A 22,586-nucleotide genomic window follows, 5' to 3' on the forward strand; every position below is an offset into this window, starting at 1 on the left:
GGGGCCCACGGGCCCGGGAGGGGTCCGCATCAGGAACTGCCGGGGGAGAAGAGCCACGTGAAACGCCAGACCATACCCAGCGCCTTCCTGGGGGACTATCCACGGTTGCTCTCCGAGGTCTCCCGCACGGGCAGACTGCCCCGGCGCGACGAACTGGACGCCTTCCGTGAGCTGGGCGAGCGCGCCGCCGAATGCGGGCACGGCCTCCAGAGCCTGGTCGGCCTCTACCTGGGCGAGACCCGGCGGCTGTGGAGCACGCTGCCGGGGGTGGTGAACGCGGGGCGCGACGGCGGCACGGAGGGGCATGTGCGCACCGGGGAAGCGGTGCTGTGCGCGGTGGACGCCGCCGTGGCCGCGCTCGGCGAGGGGCACGAGCGGGCGCAGCGGCTCGCGGTGCGCCAGGAGGAGGGCGAGCGCCGCGAGTTCATCGACGACCTGCTCTACGGGCGCAGCGACCTGAGCCGGCTCGCCGAGCGCGCCCAGCGCTTCGGGCTCCATCTGGCCGACCGGCACGCGGTGGCGGTGGCGGCGGCGGGCGAGCCGTACGACGACGTGCACCCGGCCGTACGCCGTATCGAACGCGATCTGCTGGGGCGGTTCGGCCAGCGCGATGTGCTGCTGTCCACGAAGGAGGGACGGCTGGTGTGCATCGCCTCGAGCGGCGACAGCACCGTGCTGGACGCCTTCGCGCGGCTGGCGGAGGACCCGGGCCCCGGATGCCCGGCCGCGCACCGGGTCGTGCTCGGGCGCGAACACTCGGGCGCGGGCGGGGTGGTGCGCAGCTACGACGAGGCGGTCGAGGCCCTTACCTTCGCCGACCGCGTCGGGCTGCACCAGGTGCGGCTGAGCGCGGAGAAGATGCTGGTCTTCCCCGTGCTGCTGCGCGACCGGCCGGCGATCGCGGATCTGGTGCGTTCGGTGCTGGGCCCGCTCACCCAGGCGCGAGGCGGCGCCAAGCCGCTGCTGCGGACGATCGAGGTGTGCGCGGCGGCCGGTTACGTCAACGCCGAGGCGGCGCGGCGGCTGGGCGTCAGCGTACGGACACTGTCCTACCGGCTGGAGCGCATCAAGGCGCTGACGGGTTACGACCCGGGTGACGCGCTCCAGCGCTTCTCCCTGGAGACCGCCGAGCTGGGCGCACGGCTGCTGGACTGGCCGGACACCGAGCTGTAGCCGCAGTGCCGGGTCCTGGCGGCCCGGCGGGCGGGGGCGGAGTCCGGGACGGAGCTGTTGCCCGGGCGTGGCACAGCTGTACCAGGGGGCCGGAACCGGCCGCGGTTGCACCGTGAGCAGGACATAAGAGCGACGTAAAGATTGCCGGGATCTGGCAGTGTGCTGTTGCTATGACGGATGTCAGGATGAGCGCACACCGCACGGGGGTGACGGTGTCCGGCGACGGGGGAGCGTGCGACCTGTAGGTCCGCGCCGCCGCCGGCTCCACACGTGCGCTCCGTCTTCGCAGGTGGCAGCGCACGGGTGGAGCGGAGTCGATGCCTTCCACGGGGGTGAAGGCATCGGCTTCGGAGAGGGAGGTAGCAGGGCTCCGCGCCCGCCCGCTGTGTGCGACGCGGCTTTCGGTGGTTGCCGGAACCACGAGAAGAGACGCGAGCGGCGGATGGCGGTTTTCGGACGGGAGGCGGATGTCTTGCTTTCGTCTTTCCTCCGCCTGTTTCCTGTTGTCGCAACTCCCCTCCCACGAGGGGGCGATGGCGTCTTCCATGAGGGGGCCGCGGCGTCCGGAACCGCCTTGAGGGGCCTTGGGGGCGCTGATACTGTGCCTTGGATTTACATGGCGTAGCTGCCTGTTGGTTCACGGGCGCATGTCCGACATGGCGGTGACGGGGGCGAGTTGATGCACACAATGACGCGCGAGGCGACGGGGGCGGTGTGATGAGGACTCAGGAGCGAAGCGCTGCGGGAGCAAATCGTCCGGCCGCGATCGCCGCTCCCACCGGGGACCGGCTGCCGTCGGCGCCCAGGGAGCGCAAGCCCGCACTGGCGGCGCTGGCCGTCCTGCTGGTCCTGCTCGGGGCGCTCGGCGCGACCGTCCTGGTGATGCGGGCCGGGGACAGGGTCGAGGCCGTCGCGCTCACCCAGCGCGTACCGCAGGGCCAGCCGGTGCCGGATTCGGCCATCAAGTCGGTGATGGTCGCCGAGGACAGCGACGTCAAGTACGTCCGCTGGGAACAGCGCGGGCTGCTCAAGAAGTACCGCTCCGCCACCGACCTGGTCGACGGCACCGTGCTGGTGGGCAGCATGCTCACCAAGGAGAAGGGCCTGGCCAGGGGTAAGGCGGTGGTCGGCCTCTCGCTGAAGAACGGCCAGTACCCGCCGCGCCTGGAGGAGGGCGACACCGTCTCCGCCTACCGCGTCGGCAACCGCGAAGCCCCCTCGGGCGGCGGCTCCGACGACGACCAGGGCGGCACCGGCGGCTCCGGCGGCTCCGGGGACGGCTCCTCGGCCGACGCGGTGCTCGCCGAGAGCGCCAGGGTGCAGACGATCAAGAAGGAGTCGGGAGGCACCGGTTACAGCGGTGACCTGCCGGTCTCGATCGTCGTGGACAAGGCCGATGTAGCCGAGCTGACGGCGGCGGCCTCAAACGGGGAAGTATCCCTCGTGCTCGATTCCGTCAACGGAAACTGATCTTGAACGGGCGCGCCGCGGCAGCGTGGCACCGGCCGCGGGACGCGCGGACGGCGCGCCCGGCCCTCCCCGCGAGCACGGGGCATGAGAACGAGCCGAAGAGGGGCGTAGCTGGATGGCGCTGATCGCACTCGCCGCCGACAAGGGCGCACCCGGGGTCACCACGGCCGCCGTCGCCCTCTCGGCGGTGTGGCCGCGCCGCGCACTGCTGGCCGAGGTGGACACCGCCGGCGGCGACCTCGTCTACCGGGGCGTGGGCACCGACGGCGGCCCGCTGGATCCGAACACGGGGCTGCTCTCGCTCGCGGCCACCGCCCGCAAGGGCCTGGCCGCCGAGCAGCTGTGGGACCACGCGCAGCATCTGGCGGGCGGGCTGGAGGTGCTGGTCGGACTGGGAAACGGCGAGCAGTCGGCCGGTCTCGCGGGGCAGTGGGACACCCTCGGCCGCGCCTTCGGCGCGCTCGCCGAGTCCCCGCACCCTCAGCTCGCGGCCGACGTCATCGCCGACTGCGGGCGCGTCGGGCCCGAGGCCACCTCGGTCGCGCTCTTCCCGCACGCCGCGCTGGTGCTGCTCGTCGCGCGCGGCGAGCCCGGCCAGGTGGCCCGCGTTCGCGACCGCGCAGCGGCGCTCTCCGCGCGGCTGCACGGCGGGCAGCGCGGCGTGGCGCAGCTCGCCCAGCCGCTCATCGGAGTGCTGCTGATAGCGGAGGCGCAGGGCGCCGCGAAGATCGCGAGCCAGGTCAACGACATGCTCGTCGCCTCCCGGGCCGGGGCGCAGGTGCTCGGAGTGATCGCGTACGACCCTGCGGGCGCCGAGCAGTTGGCGGGCCGCCGGCGAGGGCGGGTGGAGAAGTCGCTGCTCGTACGGTCGGTGCGCAAGGTCGCCGCCGACCTGCACCAGCAGTACGGCGCCGCCTGGTCGAGCGCCGCTCCACAGCCTGCGGCGCGGCCCGCGCCCGCTGTGGCGTCCGCCCCCGCCCCGCAGCGGGTGGACCAGGCGCACCCGAGGTCCCCACTTCCGCCCCAGCCCGCCGGACAGCCGCCCCGCCCTCAGCAGGGGGCCGGAAGCGGCGCCGGTATGCCAGGAGCGGTGCAGCCGGGACAGGAGTCCCGGCCCGGAGGGCCCGCGCAGGAGCAGACCCAGCGCATCCGTGCCGTCGGCGGCCGGCCGCTGCCCTCGGCGCCCGCGCCGCTCCCCGGCGGTGAGGGGACGGCGCCGTGACCGTGACCGTGGTGGACCACCAGCTCGTCAAGCGGTTCCGGCAGGAGGCCGGTGACCGGATCGCCGAGCAGCGCCGTATCGACCAGGCATCCGGCGTCGCGCCCATGTCCACGGAGGACGAGCGGCAGTTCGCGCGGGCGGTGATCGCGCAGATCCTGGAGGAGTACGCGCGCGCCGAGATCACCACGGGCCGCACCCCGCCCGACGCGCAGGGCGAGGAGGCGTACGCGGCGGCCGTGCACGCCGCGCTCTTCGGCGTCGGCCGCCTCCAGCCGCTCCTGGACGACCCCGAGGTCGAGAACATCGACGTCAACGGCTACGACCAGGTCTTCGTCGGCTACGCCAACGGATACGAGACCCGCGGCGAGCCCGTCGCCGACTCCGACGAGGAACTGGTGGAGCTGATCCAGATCCTCGGCGCCTACTCGGGCCTGTCCTCCCGCTCGTTCGACACCGCCAACCCGCAACTGGACCTGCGGCTGCCCGACGGCTCCCGGCTCTCCGCCGTCATGGACGTCACCCGGCGGCCCGCGCTGTCCATCCGCCGCGCCCGCATGGGCAAGGTCTTCATCTCCGACCTGGTGGGCAACGGCACGCTCACCCCCGAGCTGGGCAGCTTCCTGACCGCCGCAGTTCGCGCCCGCAAAAACATCATGATCGCCGGGGCGACCAACGCCGGGAAGACCACACTGCTGCGCGCGCTGGCCAACGAGATCCCCGCGCCCGAGCGCCTCATCACGGTGGAGCGCGCGCTGGAGCTGGGCCTGGACCAGTTCGCCGAACTGCACCCGAACGTGGTCGCCTTCGAGGAGCGGCTCGCCAACTCCGAGGGCCAGGGCGCCATCAGCATGGCGGAGCTGGTGCGCAGGTCCCTGCGGATGAACCCCTCACGGGTGATCGTCGGCGAGGTCCTGGGCGACGAGATCGTCACCATGCTCAACGCCATGTCGCAGGGCAACGACGGCTCCCTCTCCACGATCCACGCCAACAGCTCCAGCGAGGTCTTCAACCGCATCTCCACCTACGCGCTCCAGGCCGCCGAACGGCTCCCGATCGAGGCCACGCAGATGCTGGTCGCGGGCGCCATCAACTTCGTCGTCTTCCTCGAGCGCCGCAACGCCTTCTCCAGCGGCGGGCGGCTGACCCGCTCGGTCACCTCCGTACGCGAGATCAACGGAGTGGACGGGCGCGTGCTCTCCAGCGAGGTGTTCGCGCAGGCGCCCGACGGGCGGCTGCTGGCACACGCGCCGGTCTCCTGCGCGCAGGAGCTGGCTTTCCACGGATACAAGCCGACCGGGAACTGGGGGTGAGAGTGTGCCTGTCACCGGAGGTATGGGCGGCATCTTCTCCCTGGCCACGCTCTTCGCGCTGGGGTGCGGGATCGCCGTGGGCGGCGGGCTCGCGCTGCTGATCGTCGCGCTGGTCGGGCTGCCGGCCAAAACGCCCGACCAGAAGCGGGATTCGGGGCGGCGCGCCTTCGAGCTGGCCCGCTTCATGAGCAGGCGCGGGTCCATCGCCGTGTGCGCCGGGCTGCTGGTGCTGCTGCTGACCCGCTGGCCCATCGCGGCCCTCGCCACCGGCGTGCTGGTCTTCCTGTGGGAGAAGCTGTTCGGCGGCGCGGCCGAGGAGCGCGCGGGCATGCGGCGCGTGGAGGCGCTGGCCGCCTGGACGGAGTCGCTGCGCGACACCATCGCGGGCGCCGTCGGCCTCGAACAGGCCATCCCCGCCTCGGCCCGGGCCGCAGCGCCCTCGCTGCGCCCGCACCTGGACGCGCTCATCGACAGGCTGCGCGCCCGCACCCCGCTGCCGGTGGCGCTCCAGCACCTGGCGGACGAACTGGACGACCCCTCGGCCGACATCGTCGTCGCGGCGCTCATCCTCAACTCCAAGCTGCGCGGCCCCGGGCTGCGCGAGGTGCTGGGCGCGCTGGCCAAGTCGGCGCGCGAGGAGGTCGACATGCGCCAGCGGGTGATGGCCCAGCGGGCCTCCACGCGGCGCAGCGTGCAGATCGTGGTCGGCGTCAGCGTCGCGTTCGTGCTGGGCCTGGCCGTCTTCAACCGGGACTTCGTCCAGCCCTACGGAACCCCGCTGGGCCAGGCCGTCCTGGCGTGTGTGTGCGGGATGTTCGCCTGCGGCTTCTGGTGGCTGCGCAAGCTGTCGCGGATCGAGACGCCCGAGCGCTTCCTCGTCCGCGCCGACCTGGACGCGCTGGCACCGCGCACGGCCAATACGCCCACCACGGCTCCGACGGCCGCCCCGGGCACCGCCGAGGGGCCGGGCGGTAGTCCCCGTACCGCCGACGGCAAGGAGGTGCTGCCCGGATGAACCCGTTCACGCTGACCGCGCTGACCGGTGCCCTCGTCGGCATCGGCGTCTTCCTGCTCGTCCGCGCCCTCGCCCCCGGCAAGAAGAGCGTCGTCGCCTCCGTCGCGGAGATCGACGCGCTGCGCGCCCGCGCCGCCACCCACCCGCCGGGCGCGGGCGGCGCACCGGAGGAGACCGGACGGATCGGCAGCGCGCGGGCCCGGATCGGCGCGCGCGTCGCCGACCTGTATGTGCGGCAGGGCTGGGAGCTGCGCAGCCTGCGCTCCGACCTGGACCTGCTGGAGCGCCCCTGGGAGAACTTCCTGGCCACCAAGGTGCTGCTGGGGGCCGCCGGGCTGTTCTTCGGCCCGTTCCTGTTCTCCATCGCCTGGCTGATCGGGTTCGGCCGCAGCCCGCTGATCCCGCTGTGGCTGGCGCTGTTCTTCGCGGGGCTGTTCTTCATGCTGCCGGACCTGGAGGTCCGGCGGGACGCCGCCGCCAAGCGGCGTGACCTGCGGCGCGTGGTCGGTGCCTACCTCGACCTGGTCGCCATGAACCTGGCGGGCGGGCGCGGACTGCCCGAGGCGCTGAAGGCGGCGAGCGAGGTCGGTGACGGCTGGGCGCTGCGCCGTATCCGCGACACGCTCGCGGACGCGCGGATCACCGGACACAGCCAGTGGCAGGCACTCGGCCGGCTCGGCGCGCGCCTCGGCGTGGACGAACTCAAGGATCTGTCGGCCTCGCTCGCGCTGGTCGCCGACGACGGCGCCAAGGTGCGCGCCTCGCTCGCCTCGCGCGCGGAGACGATGCGGCACAGGGAGCTGGCCGAGATCGAGGGCAGCGCGGGTGAGAAGTCCCAGTCGATGCTCGTGGCCCAGCTGATGCTCTGCGCCGGATTTCTCGTTTTCCTCATCTATCCGGCTGCCATGCGCGTCTTCCAGATCTGACCTCGGGGGCAGCGCGCACATCCGCCCCCCCCCACGACCCTCTTGGGAAAGGACTGAGAACGATGCCGACCAATCCGTTCCGCTCCGTGAGCCATCCGGCCCTCGACCTGCTCGTCACCTTCGTACGGGGCCGCATCGAGCGGGCGCGCTCCGGCGAGCTGGACCGGGGCGCCTCCGCCGTCGAGTGGGTGATCATCTCCGCTGTCGTCGTCGCGATCGTCGGTGTGGTCGCCGCCATCATCAACATGGCGCTGCGCAACGGCGCCGACAAGGTGAGCGACTGCATCGACGGCGCGGACGCCGACGGGACCTGCTAGGCACCGCCGGTGGGAGGGGGCAGACGACTCGCGACGTGGGCACGCCGCAGGTGGGAGGAGATCTCCCGCCGCGGCGACAGCGGCATGAGCGCGATCGAGTTCGTTTTCCTCACCCCGGTGCTCTTCCTGCTGCTCTTCGCGAGCGTGCAGTTCGCGCTGTATTTCTTCGCCGACCACGTGGCACAGGCGGCGGCACAGGCCGGAGCGCGCAAGGCGCGCCAGGAGGCGGACGCCGACCCGGGCGGCTGGCGGGGCAAGGCCGCCGCCACCTCCGGCACCTACATCGACCAGCTCGGCCCCAAGCTCGTGCTGAAACCCGACGTCCGGATGCTGCAACCCGAGGCGAACACCGTAGGGGTGGAGATCCGCGCCAAGGTGCCCGCCGTCTTTCCCGGTCTCGACCTCGATGTGCATGCCCTGTCCCAGGGCCCGGTCGAGCGGTTCGTGCCGGACGGGGGTGAGTGAGGTGGAGCGCGGCCCGGAGGAGCGCTGGGGGGACGCGGGGCTGTCCACGATCGAGGTCGTGATCCTGGCGCCGGTGATGATGCTCTTCATCCTGGTCCTCGTCGGCTTCGGACAGCTCGTGGACGGGCGGGGCGCCGTGGACAGCGCCGCACGGGACGCCGCACGCGCGGGCTCCCTCCAGCACGGCGGCCACGGCGCCGCGATGAACGCGGCACAGCGCGCGGCGACCGCCACCTTGCGGGGCACCTGCGCGGGAGGCGTGACCGTACGGGACGCGGGCAGCGACTACCGCTCCGGAGGGCTCTTCACCGTCGAGGTGAGCTGCCGGGTGCGCGGGCTGGACCTGCTGGGCCTGGACATCGCCAAGGAGATCGCGGGGCGGTCGAGTTCGCCGATCGACCCGTACCGGAGGACCGGATGAACGCGCGCCTGCCGGAGCACCGGATGAACGCGCGTCCGGGGTGGGACGCGACGGCGCGGGGGTGGCTGCGGACGCGGCGCGACGCCTGCGACGACCGCGGGTCGGGCGCCGGTGCCGTCATCATCTTCGCGCTGCTGTTCCTGGTGCTCGCGGCCTTCGTGGTGGACGGCGGTCTGTCGATCTCGCAGCGCGAACGCGCCGCCGACATCGCGGAACAGGCCGCGCGCTACGCGGCACAGGACATCGACGAGGAGGCCCTGCGTGCCAGCCAGGGCAAGAACGCGCCCATCAACTACGAGAACTGCCCCCAGCGGGTCGGCAAGTTCGCCCGCCAGTCGGGCCTGTCGGGCGCCGATGTCGCGGCATCCGGCTGCGTCGCGGCGAGCGCCCAGCAGGTCGAGGTGCGCATCCGGCTGACCTACCGGCCGGTGCTCACCGGGCTGTTCTACAGCGCACCGCTCACGGTCCACGGCACGGCCAAGGCAGAGTCCGTGACGGGCTGAGCCGCACGACGGGCCGCCCGGCAATCCGCCCTCCAGCCGCCCCGCCCCCCATCCGCCCTCTACCCCCCTCCCTTCCAGCCTTCGTCCCTCTAGCCCTCGGGAGCACACGACATGGCGCGCCGCAGTACGACACCGGCACCGGCCCCGGGCGGGCCCAGGGCCCGCACGCGCACGCCCGTTCCGGTGCGCACGCGGCGCACGTTCGGGGACGTGATGAAGGCGCTGTGCGCCGTCGTCGCCCTGGCCGTGCTGGTCGTGGGGGTGCCGGTGGCGCTGGCGTACGTCATCGGCTGGCCGCTGCCGCACCAGATGCCGTCCCTGGACACGCTGCGCGACGAGGTCAGCGCCGGCGTCTTCATCGACGTGCTGACGGTCGTGGTGTGGCTGGCCTGGGCGCAGTTCACGGCGTGTGTGCTGGTCGAGGTGAAAGGGGCCGTCTCCGGGGTGGGCCTGCCCGCGCGGGTCCCGGGGGCGGGGCCCAGCCAGATGCTGGCGCGGCAACTGGTGGCCGCCGCATTGCTGCTGGGGTCGACAGCGGGCAGCTTCGCGCCCGGACTGGCGCAGCTGGGCCCCGGGTTCCAGCCGCACCATCAGCAGACCGTGGCGGCGGCCGAGCTGACCCCAGGAGCGCAGCACGGCGTCGCCCAAGCAGCGCATGCGTCCGGGGCCGGTATGAGCACCATGGGGGAGCGTGACGGGGACGGGGACGGCGGCCTCGCACCGGATGGCAGTAGAAAACAGGCGAACACGGTGCGCGGCCCGGAGGACCCGGCGGGGACAGATCGCGCTTCGGCGGCCTCGTCGCCCGCGGCGGCCTCCTCGAAGACGAAGTTCTACCGAATTCAGCCGCCCCAGGGGCGCCACCACGACTCACTGTGGGAGGTCGCCGAGCGGCACCTGAACGACGGCCGCCGCTACAAGGAGATCTACCGCCTCAACAAGGACAGGGTGCAGCCGGATGGTTCGAAACTGTCCGAGGCCAGCTTGATCAGACCGGGCTGGATCATGGAGATGCCCGCCGACGCCCACGGCGGCGAGCTGGTCGAAATGCCCGATGACGCCCGCGAGATCAGCGCCCGCGAGCGCGGCCAGTACGAGGCGTACCAGAACAACGGCGGCGACCGCGGGCAGGGCGATGGCGCCCAGCAGCAACAGCCCCCGCGCCCCGACGGCACGGATGAGCGGCAGCAGCCGGACGACCCGGGAGACACCGGACAGCCCGGAGGTACGGAGAAGCCGGACGCGCCGGAGGGTACGGAGAAGCCGGACGCGCCGGGGGGTACGGAGAAGCCCGACGCGCCGGAGGGTACGGAAGATCCCGGCCGCTCCGAACAGCCGGACGAGCCGGGCGACCAGCGTGACAAGCAGCCCGACGATCAGCCGGACATCCAGCCCGGCGACCAGGACAGCGATCAGCCCAGCGTTCAGCCCGGCGACGAGGACAGCGACAAGGACAGCGACCGGGACAGCGACAAGGGCGGTGCCAAGGACGAGACGGACGTCGTCCCGCCCGTCGAGCACACGCCCGACCGCCAGGAACAGTCGGTGCCCGAGGCCCCGGGAGAGCAGTCCACCCGCCCGGACGAGCTGGGCCTGGACACCGGCGACGAGGACGGACTGCCGGGTCCCGGCATCCCCCAGCCGGACGTCATCCGCCCCGGCGCCCCCGGCACTTCGCCCGAGGTGCCGGACAGCGGCTCCGCCCAGGAGCGGACCGGACCGGAGGTCTCGGTACCGGACGCCCCCTCGTCGGACTCGGACTCGGACTCGGACGCGCACGAGGACGCGGACAAGCAGCAGGACTCCGGCAAGCAGCAGGACGGCAAGGGGGGCAAGGGCGACGACTCCTCCTCCGACCTCGCCAACGCCGGTCTCCCCGACTCCGCCGACGGCACCAACGAGCTGAACCCGGACCAGAAGGATCAGCAGGGCCAGAAGGACCAAGGGGGCGACAAGGACCGGCACGAGGGCGGGGACGAGGCACAGGGCGGCGGCCTCCTCGGCTCCGTCGGGCTTCCCGAAACCCTCCTCGGCGCCCCGCTGTTGGCCGCCGGGGTGCTGGCCGCGCTGGGCAGGCGGCGGCGCGCGGCGCTGTGGCAGTCCGTCACCGGGGCCGTGCGGCGGGGGCCCGGCGACGACTTCCCGGAGCCGAGCGACCCGGCGGCAGCCGCCAGGGACGCGCTGCTGGTCGGCGCCGATCCCGAGGCCGTGCGCTTCCTGGACCGTGCGCTGCGCGGGCTGGCCGAGGACCTCACCGAGCTGGGCAGGCCGCTGCCCGTCGTCTACGCGGCCTGGCTGAGCGGCCAGGAGCTGCACCTCCAGCTCGCGGAGGAGTACGGGGCGCCGCCCGCGCCGTGGCGGTTCGGGCAGAGCCCGAGCTTCTGGACCATCCAGCGCGTGCACACCCGTGTCGACGTGGACGGCACGGCGCCGGCCCCGTATCCGGGCCTGGTCAGCCTCGGTCTGCGCGGCTCCACGCGGCTGTTGCTCAACCTGGAGGCGGTGCCGGGGCTCGTCTCGGTGGCCGGAAGCCAGGAGCAGCGCACCTCGCTCCTCGCCTCCGTCGCCGCCGAACTGGCCACCGGAAGCTGGTCGGAGGGGGTCACCCTGACCCTCGTGGGCTTCGGCGCGGAGCTGACGGCGCTCGCGCCGGACCGTATGCGGCACCTCGCGACCGTGGCGGAGCTGCTGCGCGAGGGCGAGGACGGGCGCTCCGCGCTGCGGACGCCCCACGTCGTGCTCGTCGGCGGAGGCGGAGGCGGCACCGGCAGCAGAAACGGCAGCGGCAGCGGCACAAGCACCGGCACCGGCACCGAGCCCGACGCGGACGAGGCCGCACGGCTGGCCGAGCTGGCTTCGGACGGCGTCGGCTGTGTCGTCGGGCTCCCGGCCGGAGCACTGCCCGGCACCGTATGGGAGTTCGAGATCGGGGACGACGGCACCCTCGTCGCCCCGCAGATGGGCCTTGAGGTGCGTGCCCAGCTGCTGCCCGAGGCCCAGCGCGCCGCCGTCGTCGAGCTGTTCGCCGGAGCGGACGGGGACGGCGCCGGGGAGGCGGGCGAAGGCCCGGCCTTCCGCGTGGATCTGAGCGACGGCGGGCGGCCCGCCGTCTACGCGCGGCTGATGGGCCCGTACGAGATCCTCGGCCTGGAGGAGCCGGAGGAGTCGCGCAGCGCCCTGCTCCACGAGGCCCTCGCACTGCTCCTGCTGCACCGCGAGGGTGTGCATCCCCGGGTGCTGGCCTCGGCGCTGTGGCCCAAGGGCGTCACGGACGACGTGTGCGAGGCGCTCATCGAGCGGCTGCGCCGCTGGCTGGGCATCGAGACCGACGGCACGCCCCGGCTGGGCACCGGCCCGGACGGCAGGCTGGTGCTGCGGCCCTCGGTCGTCTCGGACTGGGACGTGCTGCGCACCCTGCACCACGGCAGCACCGGCGAGCGCGGTGCCCGGCTCGCTCCGCAGTTGCGCAGGCGCCAGCTCGCGGACGCCCTGGAACTGGCGCGCGGCCCCCTGTTCTCGGACCGGCCCGAGGGACGGTACGGCTGGCTGGCGTACGAAGTGACCGAGGCGCAGCACCCGTTGCTCGTCGCCGAGACGGGGCTCGCGCTGGCCGCCGAGCACCTGCGCTTCGAGGAGCCGGAGCAGGCCGTGGCCGCCGTCCGCGCCGCGCTGCGCAGCGCGGCGGCCGACGAGCGGCTGTGGGAGCAACTGCTGCGCACGGCCCACGCCACCGGGGACCCGGCCGAACTGGATGAGGCGGTGCGCTGGGTGACGGAGCGCAGCGCGCGGCTGCACGGCCCGGAGCGCGGGATGCCGCCGCGCACCGCCGCCCTCCTGGACGAGCTGGCCCCCGGCCACCAGCGCCCCGGCCGTCCCGGTGCTGAGCCCTCCCGGGGCTGAGCCGTCCAAGGGCTGAGTCCTCGAAGGGCTGAACCGGACCGGGGCTGAGCCGTCCCGGCGAGAGGGAGAGCAGGAGAGGCGGGCGGAGGGCAGGAGAAGCGGGCTTCACGGCCCCTGGAACGACCGCTGTTGCCCCATCGTCACGATCGTCACGCGGTTGCAACCCCCCACCGGGGTCCGCCCGGTGCCCGGGCACGTCACAGCCCCGAACGCACAACGGGGCAACGGTGTGAGGGGACACGTATGAGGCGGGGATGGAGCAGGTGGGCGGCGGGTGCGCTGGCGGCGGGGCTGCTTGCCGGGTGCACCGGAGGATCGCAGGAAGCCACGGACATGGCCGACGACTCGGCAAAGGGAGGCGGTGCCGGGGCACCGGCCCCCGGATACCAGAGGGGTGAGGACGGCGGAACCCCGGGCGCCGAGCCCACCGAACCCGCCGACTTCCGCTCCACCTTCGCGCTGGATGTGGACACCGCCTCCTACAGCTACGCACGGCGCACGCTGAAGGACGGCGCGCTGCCCGCGCCGGGCACCGTGCGTACCGAGGAGTTCGTCAACAGCTTCCCGCAGGGCTACAAGCGGCCGGACAACGACGGCTTCGCCGTCTCCGCCGACGGCGCCCGCACGGGCGACGGGTGGTCGCTGATGCGCGTGGGCCTGGCGACAAAGGCGGATAATCCGGATGCGAAGCGTCGGCCTGCCGCGCTCACCTTCGTCCTGGACGTGTCCGGCTCGATGGCCGGGGAGGGACGGCTGGATCTGGTGAAGGGCGCGCTGAAGAAGGCGGCCGGCAAGCTGCGCTCCCAGGACTCCGTCTCGCTGGTGACCTTCAGCGGCGACGCGGAGACCGTGCTGCCGATGACGCGCATGGGGGACGGCGGCCGGAAGCGGCTGCGGGACGCCGTCGGGGAGCTGAAGCCGCAGGCCAGCACGAACCTCGGCGCCGGGATGAAGGAGGGCTACCGGCAGGCCTCCGAGCACCGGCAGGCGGGCGCCACCAACCGCGTCGTCCTGCTGTCCGACGCCCTGGCCAACACGGGGGAGACGAACGCGAAGGAGATCCTCCGCAGCGTCGCCTCGCACCGCAAGGAGCAGGGCATCTCGCTGTTCGGCGTCGGCGTGGGCAGCGACTACGGCGACGCGCTCATGGAGAAGCTGACCAACAAGGGCGACGGGCACACCGTGTACATGTCCACCATGAGCGAGGCCCAGGAGATCTTCGTCAACCAGCTGCCCCGCAACATCGGCCTGCGCGCCCGGGACGCCAAGGCGCAGGTGGTCTTCGACCGGGACACCGTCGACAGCTTCCGGCTGCTCGGCTACGAGGACCGCAAGGTGGCCGACGACGACTTCCGCGACGACCGGGTGGACGGCGGCGAGATCGGGCCGGGCCACACCGTCACCGCGCTCTACGCGGTCCGGCTGAACAAGGGCGCACAGGGACCCGCGGCCACCGCGAGGGTCCGCTGGCTGGACCCCGACAACAGGAAGCCGCACGAGGAGTCGCGCACGGTGGGCGTCGGGGCGCTGACCGGCGGAAGCCTGTGGACGAAGAGGACCGGCGGGGACGCGGACCGGGACGCGGACGGAGAGGTGTCGGAAGAGGCGGCCGAGGGGCAGGGGAAGGTGCCGTCCCGGCTGCGGCTGGCGGCCGTCGCCGCCTACTTCGCCGACGCCCTGCGCACCCGCCCGGACGGCACCCGTCCGGAAAGCACTCCTCCGGGAAGCACTCCTCCGGGAAGCATCGGTCCGGATGGCGAACCCGAACCTGCCGCGAAGGAGCAGGACACCCCGTCCCGGCTGCCCGGGGCGCCCTCGCTGAGCGACCTGCGTACCGAGGCGCGGCGCCTCGCGAAGGAGACCGGCCTGCGCTCGGCCGACCGCCTCGCGACGGACATCGGCAGGGCGGAACGCCTCGACGGGCGGGATGAGACGTACCGGCCGGAGGAGTAAGAGAACCCGACCGTTCGGAATCGCTCTGAACGGGTCGGAACAGGCCGGAACAGGACGGGAAAAGGGCCATGGCCCGCGCCCTCGGGGGAAGAGGCGCGGGCCATGGCGGTCCTGCGGGGAGAAGTCCGGCGCTTCAGCCGACCTGGAGCTTCTGGCCCGGGAGAATGAGGTCGGCGTCGCCGCCGATGGTGGACTTGTTGTCCTGGTACAGCTCGTGCCACGAGGTGTGGTGCGCCTCGGCGATCTTGGAGAGGGTCTCGCCGGACTTGACCGTGTAGTTGCCGTGACCGGTCTGCGGCGCCTTCTCGGGCTGCGGGGCACGCTGCTGCGGCTGTGCGGGCTGCTGCTTGGGCTGCGCCTGCTGCTTCGGCTGCTCCTGCGAGCCGCTGTCGCTGCCGCCGCTGTCGGGGTTGACGTCGGCGGCGGGGCCGCCGGAGGTCAGGCCGCCGGCTCCGGCGCAGGACCAGGCGCCGGGGCCCTGCTGGTCGAGAAGCTTCTCGGCGGTGGCGATCTGCTGCTCCTTGGTGGCCTGGTCGGCGCGGGGAGCGTACTTGGTGCCGCCGGCGGCGGCCCAGCTGGAGTTGTTGAACTGGAGGCCGCCGTAGTAGCCGTTGCCGGTGTTGGCCTGCCAGTTGCCGCTGGACTCGCACTGGGCGACCTTGTCCCAGGTGTCCACGGAAGCGGCCTGCGCGCCGGTGGCGGACACCAGCGGGATGGCCACGGCGGCGCCGGCGACCCCGGTCACGGTCGCGATGCGAACGGCCTTCGAGGGACGACGGTGACGGCCCTTGCCGGAGAGCAGCATGGTCTTCTTCCTTACGGTCGCGGCTGTCCGCCACAGGAGTTCGAGGCGAACGGGTCGAGCGCAGCGACACTAAGCACAGCTGTCCGGATGCTCCAAGAAACGCCGGCAAAGATCGTTAAAGGCGCTTGACACTCAACAGCGGCATCTGTGCTGGTGATGCGAGTACGGCCGGACCGTCGGGGAAGGGTGTGACGTAGCCGTGCGAGACAAGCGTCACAGGTGCGAAGCGCTCGTGTGTGAGATGTGCCGCCGGTGACTGTCTTTTCCGTCGTGGGCAGCCCGCCAAATCGCTCAGAGAAGATCAAAGATGCCCTAATGCGAGGGGTGTTCAGGGTCTTCCTCGGCCCGCCACTGCCCCTGCTCCTCCACCTGGATCGTCGCGTGTGTAATGCCGTACTCCCGCTCCAGCAGGGCGAGTACGCCCTCCAGTACGCGGGTGGGCCGGGCCGGGCCGTCCAGGACGACGTGTCCTGTCGCCGCCTCCATGCCCGAGGTGAGCGTCCAGATGTGGAGGTCGTGCACATGGGCCACCCCGGGCAGCGCCGCGATCCTGGCCTCAACGTCCGCCACGTCCATGTCAGGTGGCGCGGCCTCCAGCAGGATCCGTACCGCCTGCCCCATCACGCGCGCCGCGCGCGGCAGGATGAACAGCCCGATCGCGACGCCCAGCACCGGGTCCACGTAGCGCCAGCCGGTCGCGAGGATGACCCCCGCGCCGGCCAGGACGGCGAACGAGCCCAGCAGGTCGCCCACCACCTCCAGGTGGGCGGCCTTCAGATTGAGGCTGTCCTTCGCGCCCGAGGACAGCAGCCGGAAGCTGACCAGGTTGACGACCAGCCCGCCCCCGGCCACCACCAGCAGCGGCAGCCCCGGCACGTCCGGCGGCGCGGCCCAGCGCAGCGCCGCCTCGACGAGCACATAGCCCGCCACCCCGAACAGCAGCACCCCGTTGGCGAGCGCGGCCAGGACCTCAAGCCGGTACGTCCCGTAGGTGCGGCGGCGCGGTCCGGGCCGGTTGGCCAGCGTGATGGCGGCGAGCGCCATGCCGAGCCCGAGGACGTCGGTACCCATGTGTGCGGCGTCCGAGAGCAGCGCCAGCGAGCCGAAGGCGACACCCCCGGCGACCTCGGCCGCCATGTAGACCAGCGTGATCGTGAACGCGATGGCCAGCGGTCTGCGGTGCCGTGCTCCCGCGGAGCGCTGGGTGTCGGGGCCGTGAGCGTGTCCCATGCCGAGAAACTAGCAAAGGGGATGAATTGGGGTGAAAGGAGCGGAGAGGGTGAAGTGAGGAGATCTGTGCTGAGTCGTCCTTTCGCCGTGTCCCCTTCCATGGCATGTCCGTACGGGGACCTCTGCGGGGTGTCCGTAAGGGAAACGGGTGGCCCCGAAGCCGGGGCCACCCGTTGCGCCGTCACCGGTTCAGGGGGTTACGACCAGATGTCGTTCACCCACTCCGGATGGTCGATGAACGGGTTCCGGTTGTGCTGGAACTTGTCGAATATGACCTCGTTCCGGTTCTTCTCGAAGTCGCTCGGCGGGTCCTGCTCGTTCCACTTCTTCATGGCCGAGAGCCGTCCCATGTTGGGGGCCGAGCCGTTGTCGACCTTGTCGTTGGGCTCCAGGTCGGGGAAGGCGTCGTCGCCCTCGTAGCGGACGGCCATGTAGAGCACCATCCGGGCCACGTCGCCCTTCACCTCGTCACGGGGCTCCCAGGAGTCGCCGTCGGTGAAGTTGCCGGGTGCCTCCTCGACCTCCTCGCCGCCCTCGTCGAAGTCCTTGTTGCCGCGCGTGCTGTTGACCGAGACGTCGGTCGGGCGCAGGTGGTGGATGTCGGTCCCGGGCCCCGTGCCCGTGCCGAAGTCGCCGTGCGACTTGGCCCAGACGTGCTCGCGGTTCCACTGGTCGGGGTCGCCGCCGTTGTCGTCGGCGCTCTGTGAGCGGCCGGTGTAGAGCAGGATGACGTTCGAGGAGTTCGAGGGGTCCTGGTCGGTGACCTTGAGGGCGTCCCAGACCTGGCTGTAGGAGAGCTTGTCGGCGTCCTTGATGATCCCGTGCAGCGCGGTCTTCAGCTCGGGGCCGGTCTTGCCGAGCGCGTCCTTGTAGTAGTCGTCGTCGTACGGGCCGACGGTCGTCGTTTCCGTACGGGGGGTGGGGGGAGCGGTCACGGCGAACGCGGGCGCCTGCGCGGTCAGCGCCAGCAGCGTCGCGCTTCCCAGGACGGCCAACGGCCGCCATGTGACGCGCGTAGCGCGAGGAGCGCGAGGAGCGTGAGATGCACGCATGGGGGGTCCTCTCAACTCTGCGGACCCCGCCCGGCGACTCAACTCACCCGAGCACGGCCCGCGATGGGCGTACGGCGGGGGAGCCTGCCACAAATTCGAACTGACGCAAGGGGGCCCGATGTGCGAACCCTGTGCGCGACGGCGGATTTCACCTCTCGGACGGCGGAGATTCACGCCCCGCACGGCCGGTGTCCGAATGACCGGCCGGGACTGCGCCGGGACTTCGCCGGGACTGCGCCGGGAGGTGTGCGGGTGGTGCGGACCGCTCCGGACTCAGGCGAACATCCCACCCGTGTACGGATCGTCGTTCAGCATCCGCCAGGAGTGGCCTGGCGTGCTGAACGCCTCCGGGTCGACGGCCGCCACCAGCGCCTCCCCCTGGTCGGCCAGCAGGTCGCAGGGGTCGAACACCTGCCAGTCCCCGCTGTCGCCGCTGTCCCACCGGCCGTAGTACTCGCCCCGCACCCGCTCGCACAGCCACCAGGCGTGGAGCAGCGCCGAGAGGTCCTGATGGAGGTATGCCTCGGGCTCGCCCTCGCCCTCCGGCAGCTCCAGCCCTCCGGTGGCACCGTCGAGGGCGACGGTGAGGTCGCACCACGCCCACCGGCCGATCGCGAGGTGGTCGCGCTGGTACGCACGGGATGACGCGTCAGGGTCCGCGTAGAGGTCGGGATGGACGTCCGCCATGGTGCGCAGCGGCTCTTCCCAGGCGTCGAAAAGCTCGCCACCGAGCGGCAGCCCGAACTCGATCAGCAGCCTCCGTGTCGGCTCGTGGGTGAGGGAGGCCGGGAGATCGCCCGGCCGGTAGCGGTGCACACGGCCGCCGTCGGCGAGCCCTGCCAGCTCCTCGACCAGGTCGGGGCCGAACTCGTACGCGAGACCGCCCGGTCCGCCGCGGCGGGCACCCCATCGCAGGGCCCGCAGCAGCAGCGCGGTGCCCCAGTGCGGGGGCGCGTCGGGGCTGTGGGCCGCGAACAGGCGGGGGTCGACGGCGCGCAGGCGGGCCTCGGCCGCCTCGCGCACTTCGGCGACGACGGCTGGGCCCCTGCGGCCGTCGTACGCGTCCGCGTCCTCCCAGGCTCCCTCCGCGACCGACTCCGTTTCCTTAATCAGCGCGTCCAGGGCCGGGAGGCCGGAGGCCAGGAGATCGTGGCGCAGCTCGCCCTCGACCCACTCGGCGAGGTGGACCTCGCCGCTCTCCCCGTCGAGCACCACCCGGGCGTCGGAGTAGTCGGCCCCGCCGAGGACGAACAGCCTTCCGCCACCGGCCACTTCGCCACCGGCCGCCTCGCCGCCGTCCCCCTCGGTGAAGGCGGCGAGGGCCGTCGGCCGCTCCTCGCCCGGGGCGCTGAAGTCGAGGGCGGCGGCGGGGGCTTCGGGCAGCCCCCGCTCGGTCAGAAAGCGCCTGCTCGGGCCGTGCGTGAGCCCCTCCGGCAGTGCGGACATGTCGATGCGCATCCTGGTCGCTCCCCCGTGCTGGCGCTGATCACTGTGAGCCCGACACTATGGCCTGTCCGGCGGATCTTTCTGTTGCCCTCTCTCTGGGTGCTGAGCAGGGGGTGCCCCTGCCTGTGCTGTGCAGGGTGCGGGTGTGTTGTGGGCCGGTCGCGCGGTTCCCCGCGCCCCTTCGGGACTCGCCCCCGCGCCGGGCACGCATGTTCCGCCGCGCGGAAGAACCTCCGCTCAGGCCACCGGCGTGGGCCGGGGCGGGACTTCGTCGGCCGCCGGTGCGCCGAGCCGGCCGCGGGTGGCCATCAGCAAGATGACGGCCGGGACGGTGGCGCTGAGCAAGAACGCGTGCGCCGTACGCTCGGGGGACAGTCCGGGGAACAGCTCCGCTCCGGCGATGGAGAAGTAGTTGTTGACGCCGGTGTGCAGCAGCATCGCCATCGGCAGGCTCTCGCCGGTGCGGTTGAACACGTAGGTCATCACGAAGCTGAAGGCGACGGTTGTGGCGAGGAATTCCACCGGCATCAGCCACGTCACGTCCGGCCAGTTGCCCCAGTCGCTCAGGAACAGCGGCAGGTGCCAGGCGCCCCACAGCGGGCCCAGGATCAGGGTCCCGGCCAGCGGGCCGTAGCGGCGCTGGAGGCGGGGCATGGCGAACTCGCGCCAGCCGGGCTCCTCGGCGAGGCCCGTGGTGAGCATCTGCATGATCAGACCGGGCACATACGCGGCCAGTATGACGGCGCTCGGCATCTCGGGGCCTTTGCCGGCCAGCGCGGCCAAGGCGAGGGTGAGCGCGGTGGGGACGGAGAGGAGGACCACGAGGTACCAGCGCAGGCTCACCCGCCACTGGCCGAACCGGCGCACCCACGCACGCAGCGCGGGGCGGCCACCGGTGGCCGCTGTGACGAGGAAGGCCGACAGGATCGGGCCGAGGTAGGCGCCGGGAAGGACTCCCAGGAGCTGGGTGGTGCCCAGCGCCGAGGGGAAGGAGAAGTGCAGCACGCCCAGGCCGTTCTCGGACAGGACGTACGGGGTCCACGCGATCCAGCTCAGCAGGTAGGCCAGCGAGAAGAACCAGGCCAGGGGGCGGCGAGCGACCAGATCCCGCAGGCGCCTGCCTTCCTTCCGGCCGGTGGGGCCGGGCCGGCCGGCGGGGTCCTTCCGGCCGCTGTGGACCGGCCTCGATTCCTCGTTGAAGTCTGTGTGAGTGCTCACCGCTGCGGCCCTTCGGACGTGGTTTGACGCGACGTCATGAGCACACCAGTCGCGAGTCCGGGGGGCAGTGACACGTACACCCGAAGTGGCGGTACAGCAGGCTGTACCGCAGGGGGTCGGACCGGACCACAGCGGGTCAGACCAGGCGGCGCGCGTCCTCCAGGTAGCGCAGGACGGCGGCGACGCGGCGATCCACCTCGTCGGCGGCGGACATGTTCAGCTTGGCGAAGATGCTGCGGATGTGCTTGTGGACGGCGCCGGCCGTCACCGTCAGCCGCTCGGCGATGGCCGCGTTGCCCAGCCCTTCGGCCATCAGCCCCAGCACCTCCCGCTCGCGGGGGCTGAGCCGCTCCAGCCGGCTGTCCTGGCGGGAGCGGGTGAAGAGCTGGGCGACGACCTCGGGGTCGATCGCCGTGCCCCCGTCGGCCACCCGGCGCAGCGCGTCCAGGAACTCCTCCACCCGGCCCACGCGTTCCTTGAGCAGATACCCCAGCCCCTCTACGCCGCCGGTGAGCAGCTCCGTGGCGAAGGTCTGCTCGACGTACGCGGACAGCACCAGGACGGCCAGGCCGGGGCGGCGGCTCCGGGCCTCGACGGCCGCGCGGATTCCTTCATCGGAGTGCGTCGGCGGCATGCGGACGTCGAGGATGGCCATGTCGGGCTGGTGTTCTTCGACGGCGGCCAGCACCTCCTCGGCCGTGCCCGCGGTGGCCACCACGTCGAGACCCTCCGCGCGCAGGAGCAGGGCGATGCCCTCGCGCAGCAACGGGTCGTCCTCGGCTATCACGATCCGCATGGGAGGTGCACCTCGATGGTGGTGGGGCCGCCGTCCGGGCTGGTGAGGCGGAGCGTACCGTCGTGGGCCGCCACCCGGCGGCGTATCCCGGTGAGTCCGGAGCCTTCCTCGTCGCTCGCGCCGCCGCGCCCGTTGTCCGTGACGCTCAGGCGCAGTTGGCCCCCGCCCCCGCCCCCGCCCCCGCCCCCGCCCCCGCCCCCGCCCCCGCCTCCGCTGACCGTGACGGCGGCCTCCGTCGCCCCGCTGTGCTTCGCGATGTTGGTCAGCGCCTCGGCCACGACGAAGTAGGCGGTCGCCTCGACGGAGGCCGCGCAGCGCTCCGGTATCTCGACCCGCACCTGGCAGGGGACCGGGCAGTCCGCGGCCAGTCCGGACAGGGCGCCGCCGAGCCCCCGGTCGGCCAGGACCGGCGGCAGGATGCCCCGGGAGACGGTGCGCAGTTCGGCCAGCGCCTGTTCGGCGGCGCCCTGCGCGCGTTCGATGAGTTCGTCGGCGCCGGCCGGGTCGCGGGCCACCATGCGGCGTACGGCGCCGAGCAGGACCGTGACGGTGACGAGGCGGTTCTGGGCGCCGTCGTGCAAGGAGCGCTCGATCCGGCGCAGCTCCGTGGCGTGCGCGTCCAGGGCCGCCGCGCGGGTGGCGGTCAGCTCCGCGATCCGCAGCGACAGGTCCGTCTCGGGCCCGGCGGCGAGCAGTTCGCGCCCCGGCTTCCCCTGCAACCGCGCCATGCCGGGGGTGAGCCCCAGGATGATGGCGATCCAGCCCAGCCCCAGCGGCGCCACGGCGAAGGCGTCCAGCCAGGAGTGCGGGCTGCCGAACCCGAACGACGTGCCGGTCACACCCGGCGGCACCAGCTGCCACCACAGCGGAAAGGTGCCGTCCCGGAACGCGACGACCGGCAACAGCACACCGGCCAGCCCCAGCAGCAGGCCGAGGGTGGCGTGCCGGAGCAGCCAGCGCACCTCGCGGCGGGTGACCGGGTCGGCCAGGGCGTGCCGCAGGCGTGTCGCCGCCGGTCCCGGCGCGGGGATGTCGGCGCCCCAGCGGTCGAGCCGGGAGCGTTCCTTGCCGGCCAGCGCGTGCAGCACCCGCAGTCCGGCGGGTGCCATGAGCAGCCCCACCCCGGCCAGGCACGCCACCGCGGTGACAGCCAGCCAGACCGTGAGCAAGAGCGCCGGCACGGCCGTACCGAACCCGCCGACGAGCTGCCCCAGGGCGGCCAGCGAGGCGGAGACGGCGCGCCGGGCACTGGCTTGGAGCCCGCCGGACTTGAGTTCGCCGGACTTGAGCCCGTCGGCCGTGAGCCCGGCGTCGTCGGCTGCTTCGTCCACCATCGGCCCTCCCTCCCCAGTGGCGTCCCCCGT

19 protein-coding genes are annotated in these 22,586 nt (G+C 72.8%); 12 read left to right on the plus strand and 7 right to left on the minus strand.

Annotation, left to right across the window (positions count from 1 at the left end; translation table 11 throughout):
- The first annotated feature begins 57 nt into the window (after positions 1-57).
- The 12 genes from OHB04_RS26895 to OHB04_RS26950 all read left to right on the plus strand — a co-directional run bounded on the left by OHB04_RS26895 (position 58) and on the right by OHB04_RS26950 (position 14,675).
- Positions 58-1,173, plus strand: coding sequence for a PucR family transcriptional regulator (locus tag OHB04_RS26895; RefSeq protein ID WP_326690221.1), 1,116 nt, complete (start codon positions 58-60; stop codon positions 1,171-1,173).
- A 717-nt stretch (positions 1,174-1,890) separates the two neighbouring features.
- Entirely contained in the window at positions 1,891-2,643 is a 753-nt protein-coding gene (locus tag OHB04_RS26900) for a hypothetical protein (RefSeq protein ID WP_326690222.1), read from the plus strand.
- A 115-nt stretch (positions 2,644-2,758) separates the two neighbouring features.
- Positions 2,759-3,865, plus strand: a complete 1,107-nt coding sequence (locus OHB04_RS26905; protein ID WP_326808480.1) for a hypothetical protein — start codon at positions 2,759-2,761, stop codon at positions 3,863-3,865.
- A 2-nt stretch (positions 3,866-3,867) separates the two neighbouring features.
- Complete coding sequence (locus OHB04_RS26910; protein ID WP_326692922.1) at positions 3,868-5,175, plus strand: CpaF family protein; 1,308 nt, start codon at positions 3,868-3,870, stop codon at positions 5,173-5,175.
- Between the two features lie 22 nt (positions 5,176-5,197).
- On the plus strand, positions 5,198-6,190 hold the full coding sequence (locus tag OHB04_RS26915; protein WP_326809530.1) for a type II secretion system F family protein: 993 nt from the start codon (positions 5,198-5,200) through the stop codon (positions 6,188-6,190).
- Entirely contained in the window at positions 6,187-7,116 is a 930-nt protein-coding gene (locus OHB04_RS26920; RefSeq protein WP_326808481.1) for a type II secretion system F family protein, read from the plus strand. Before OHB04_RS26915 ends, OHB04_RS26920 begins: the two co-directional genes overlap by 4 nt.
- Positions 7,117-7,178: 62 nt before the next feature.
- Entirely contained in the window at positions 7,179-7,433 is a 255-nt protein-coding gene (locus OHB04_RS26925) for a hypothetical protein (protein WP_326690225.1), read from the plus strand.
- Between the two features lie 9 nt (positions 7,434-7,442).
- A complete protein-coding gene (locus OHB04_RS26930; RefSeq protein ID WP_405803750.1) occupies positions 7,443-7,898 on the plus strand; it encodes a TadE family protein in 456 nt (151 codons plus the stop codon).
- Position 7,899: 1 nt separating this feature from the next.
- Positions 7,900-8,319 carry a TadE/TadG family type IV pilus assembly protein gene (locus OHB04_RS26935; RefSeq protein ID WP_326690226.1) on the plus strand — a complete coding sequence of 140 codons (420 nt, stop codon included), beginning with the start codon at positions 7,900-7,902 and terminating at the stop codon, positions 8,317-8,319.
- 23 nt (positions 8,320-8,342) lie between these two features.
- Positions 8,343-8,822, plus strand: coding sequence for a TadE/TadG family type IV pilus assembly protein (locus tag OHB04_RS26940; protein WP_326692925.1), 480 nt, complete (start codon positions 8,343-8,345; stop codon positions 8,820-8,822).
- 111 nt (positions 8,823-8,933) lie between these two features.
- Positions 8,934-12,722, plus strand: a complete 3,789-nt coding sequence (locus tag OHB04_RS26945; protein WP_442814958.1) for a hypothetical protein — start codon at positions 8,934-8,936, stop codon at positions 12,720-12,722.
- A 243-nt stretch (positions 12,723-12,965) separates the two neighbouring features.
- Positions 12,966-14,675, plus strand: a complete 1,710-nt coding sequence (locus OHB04_RS26950) for a vWA domain-containing protein (protein WP_326808482.1) — start codon at positions 12,966-12,968, stop codon at positions 14,673-14,675.
- A 133-nt stretch (positions 14,676-14,808) separates the two neighbouring features.
- On the opposite strand, the gene OHB04_RS26955 is transcribed toward OHB04_RS26950, so the two are convergent.
- The 7 genes from OHB04_RS26955 to OHB04_RS26985 all read right to left on the minus strand — a co-directional run bounded on the left by OHB04_RS26955 (position 14,809) and on the right by OHB04_RS26985 (position 22,556).
- Positions 14,809-15,480 carry a LysM peptidoglycan-binding domain-containing protein gene (locus tag OHB04_RS26955; RefSeq protein WP_326808483.1) on the minus strand — a complete coding sequence of 224 codons (672 nt, stop codon included), beginning with the start codon at positions 15,478-15,480 and terminating at the stop codon, positions 14,809-14,811.
- A 312-nt stretch (positions 15,481-15,792) separates the two neighbouring features.
- Positions 15,793-16,710 carry a cation diffusion facilitator family transporter gene (locus OHB04_RS26960; protein WP_326808484.1) on the minus strand — a complete coding sequence of 306 codons (918 nt, stop codon included), beginning with the start codon at positions 16,708-16,710 and terminating at the stop codon, positions 15,793-15,795.
- Between the two features lie 197 nt (positions 16,711-16,907).
- The gene (locus OHB04_RS26965) at positions 16,908-17,762 is read right to left on the minus strand and encodes an endonuclease I family protein (protein WP_326690231.1); all 855 of its coding nucleotides are present in this window, start codon (positions 17,760-17,762) and stop codon (positions 16,908-16,910) included.
- A gap of 273 nt (positions 17,763-18,035) precedes the next feature.
- Complete coding sequence (locus tag OHB04_RS26970; RefSeq protein ID WP_326808485.1) at positions 18,036-19,220, minus strand: SUKH-4 family immunity protein; 1,185 nt, start codon at positions 19,218-19,220, stop codon at positions 18,036-18,038.
- A gap of 225 nt (positions 19,221-19,445) precedes the next feature.
- The gene (locus OHB04_RS26975; protein ID WP_326808486.1) at positions 19,446-20,426 is read right to left on the minus strand and encodes a CPBP family intramembrane glutamic endopeptidase; all 981 of its coding nucleotides are present in this window, start codon (positions 20,424-20,426) and stop codon (positions 19,446-19,448) included.
- A 136-nt stretch (positions 20,427-20,562) separates the two neighbouring features.
- Positions 20,563-21,222: a response regulator transcription factor gene (locus OHB04_RS26980; protein WP_326690234.1), complete on the minus strand. Its 660-nt coding sequence runs from the start codon at positions 21,220-21,222 to the stop codon at positions 20,563-20,565.
- A complete protein-coding gene (locus tag OHB04_RS26985) occupies positions 21,210-22,556 on the minus strand; it encodes a sensor histidine kinase (RefSeq protein WP_326808487.1) in 1,347 nt (448 codons plus the stop codon). The genes OHB04_RS26980 and OHB04_RS26985 overlap by 13 nt, the downstream gene beginning before the upstream one ends.
- Between the last annotated feature and the right edge of the window lie 30 nt (positions 22,557-22,586).

Source organism: Streptomyces sp. NBC_01775 (assembly GCF_035917675.1).
In the GTDB taxonomy this organism is placed as follows: Bacteria; Actinomycetota; Actinomycetes; order Streptomycetales; family Streptomycetaceae; genus Streptomyces.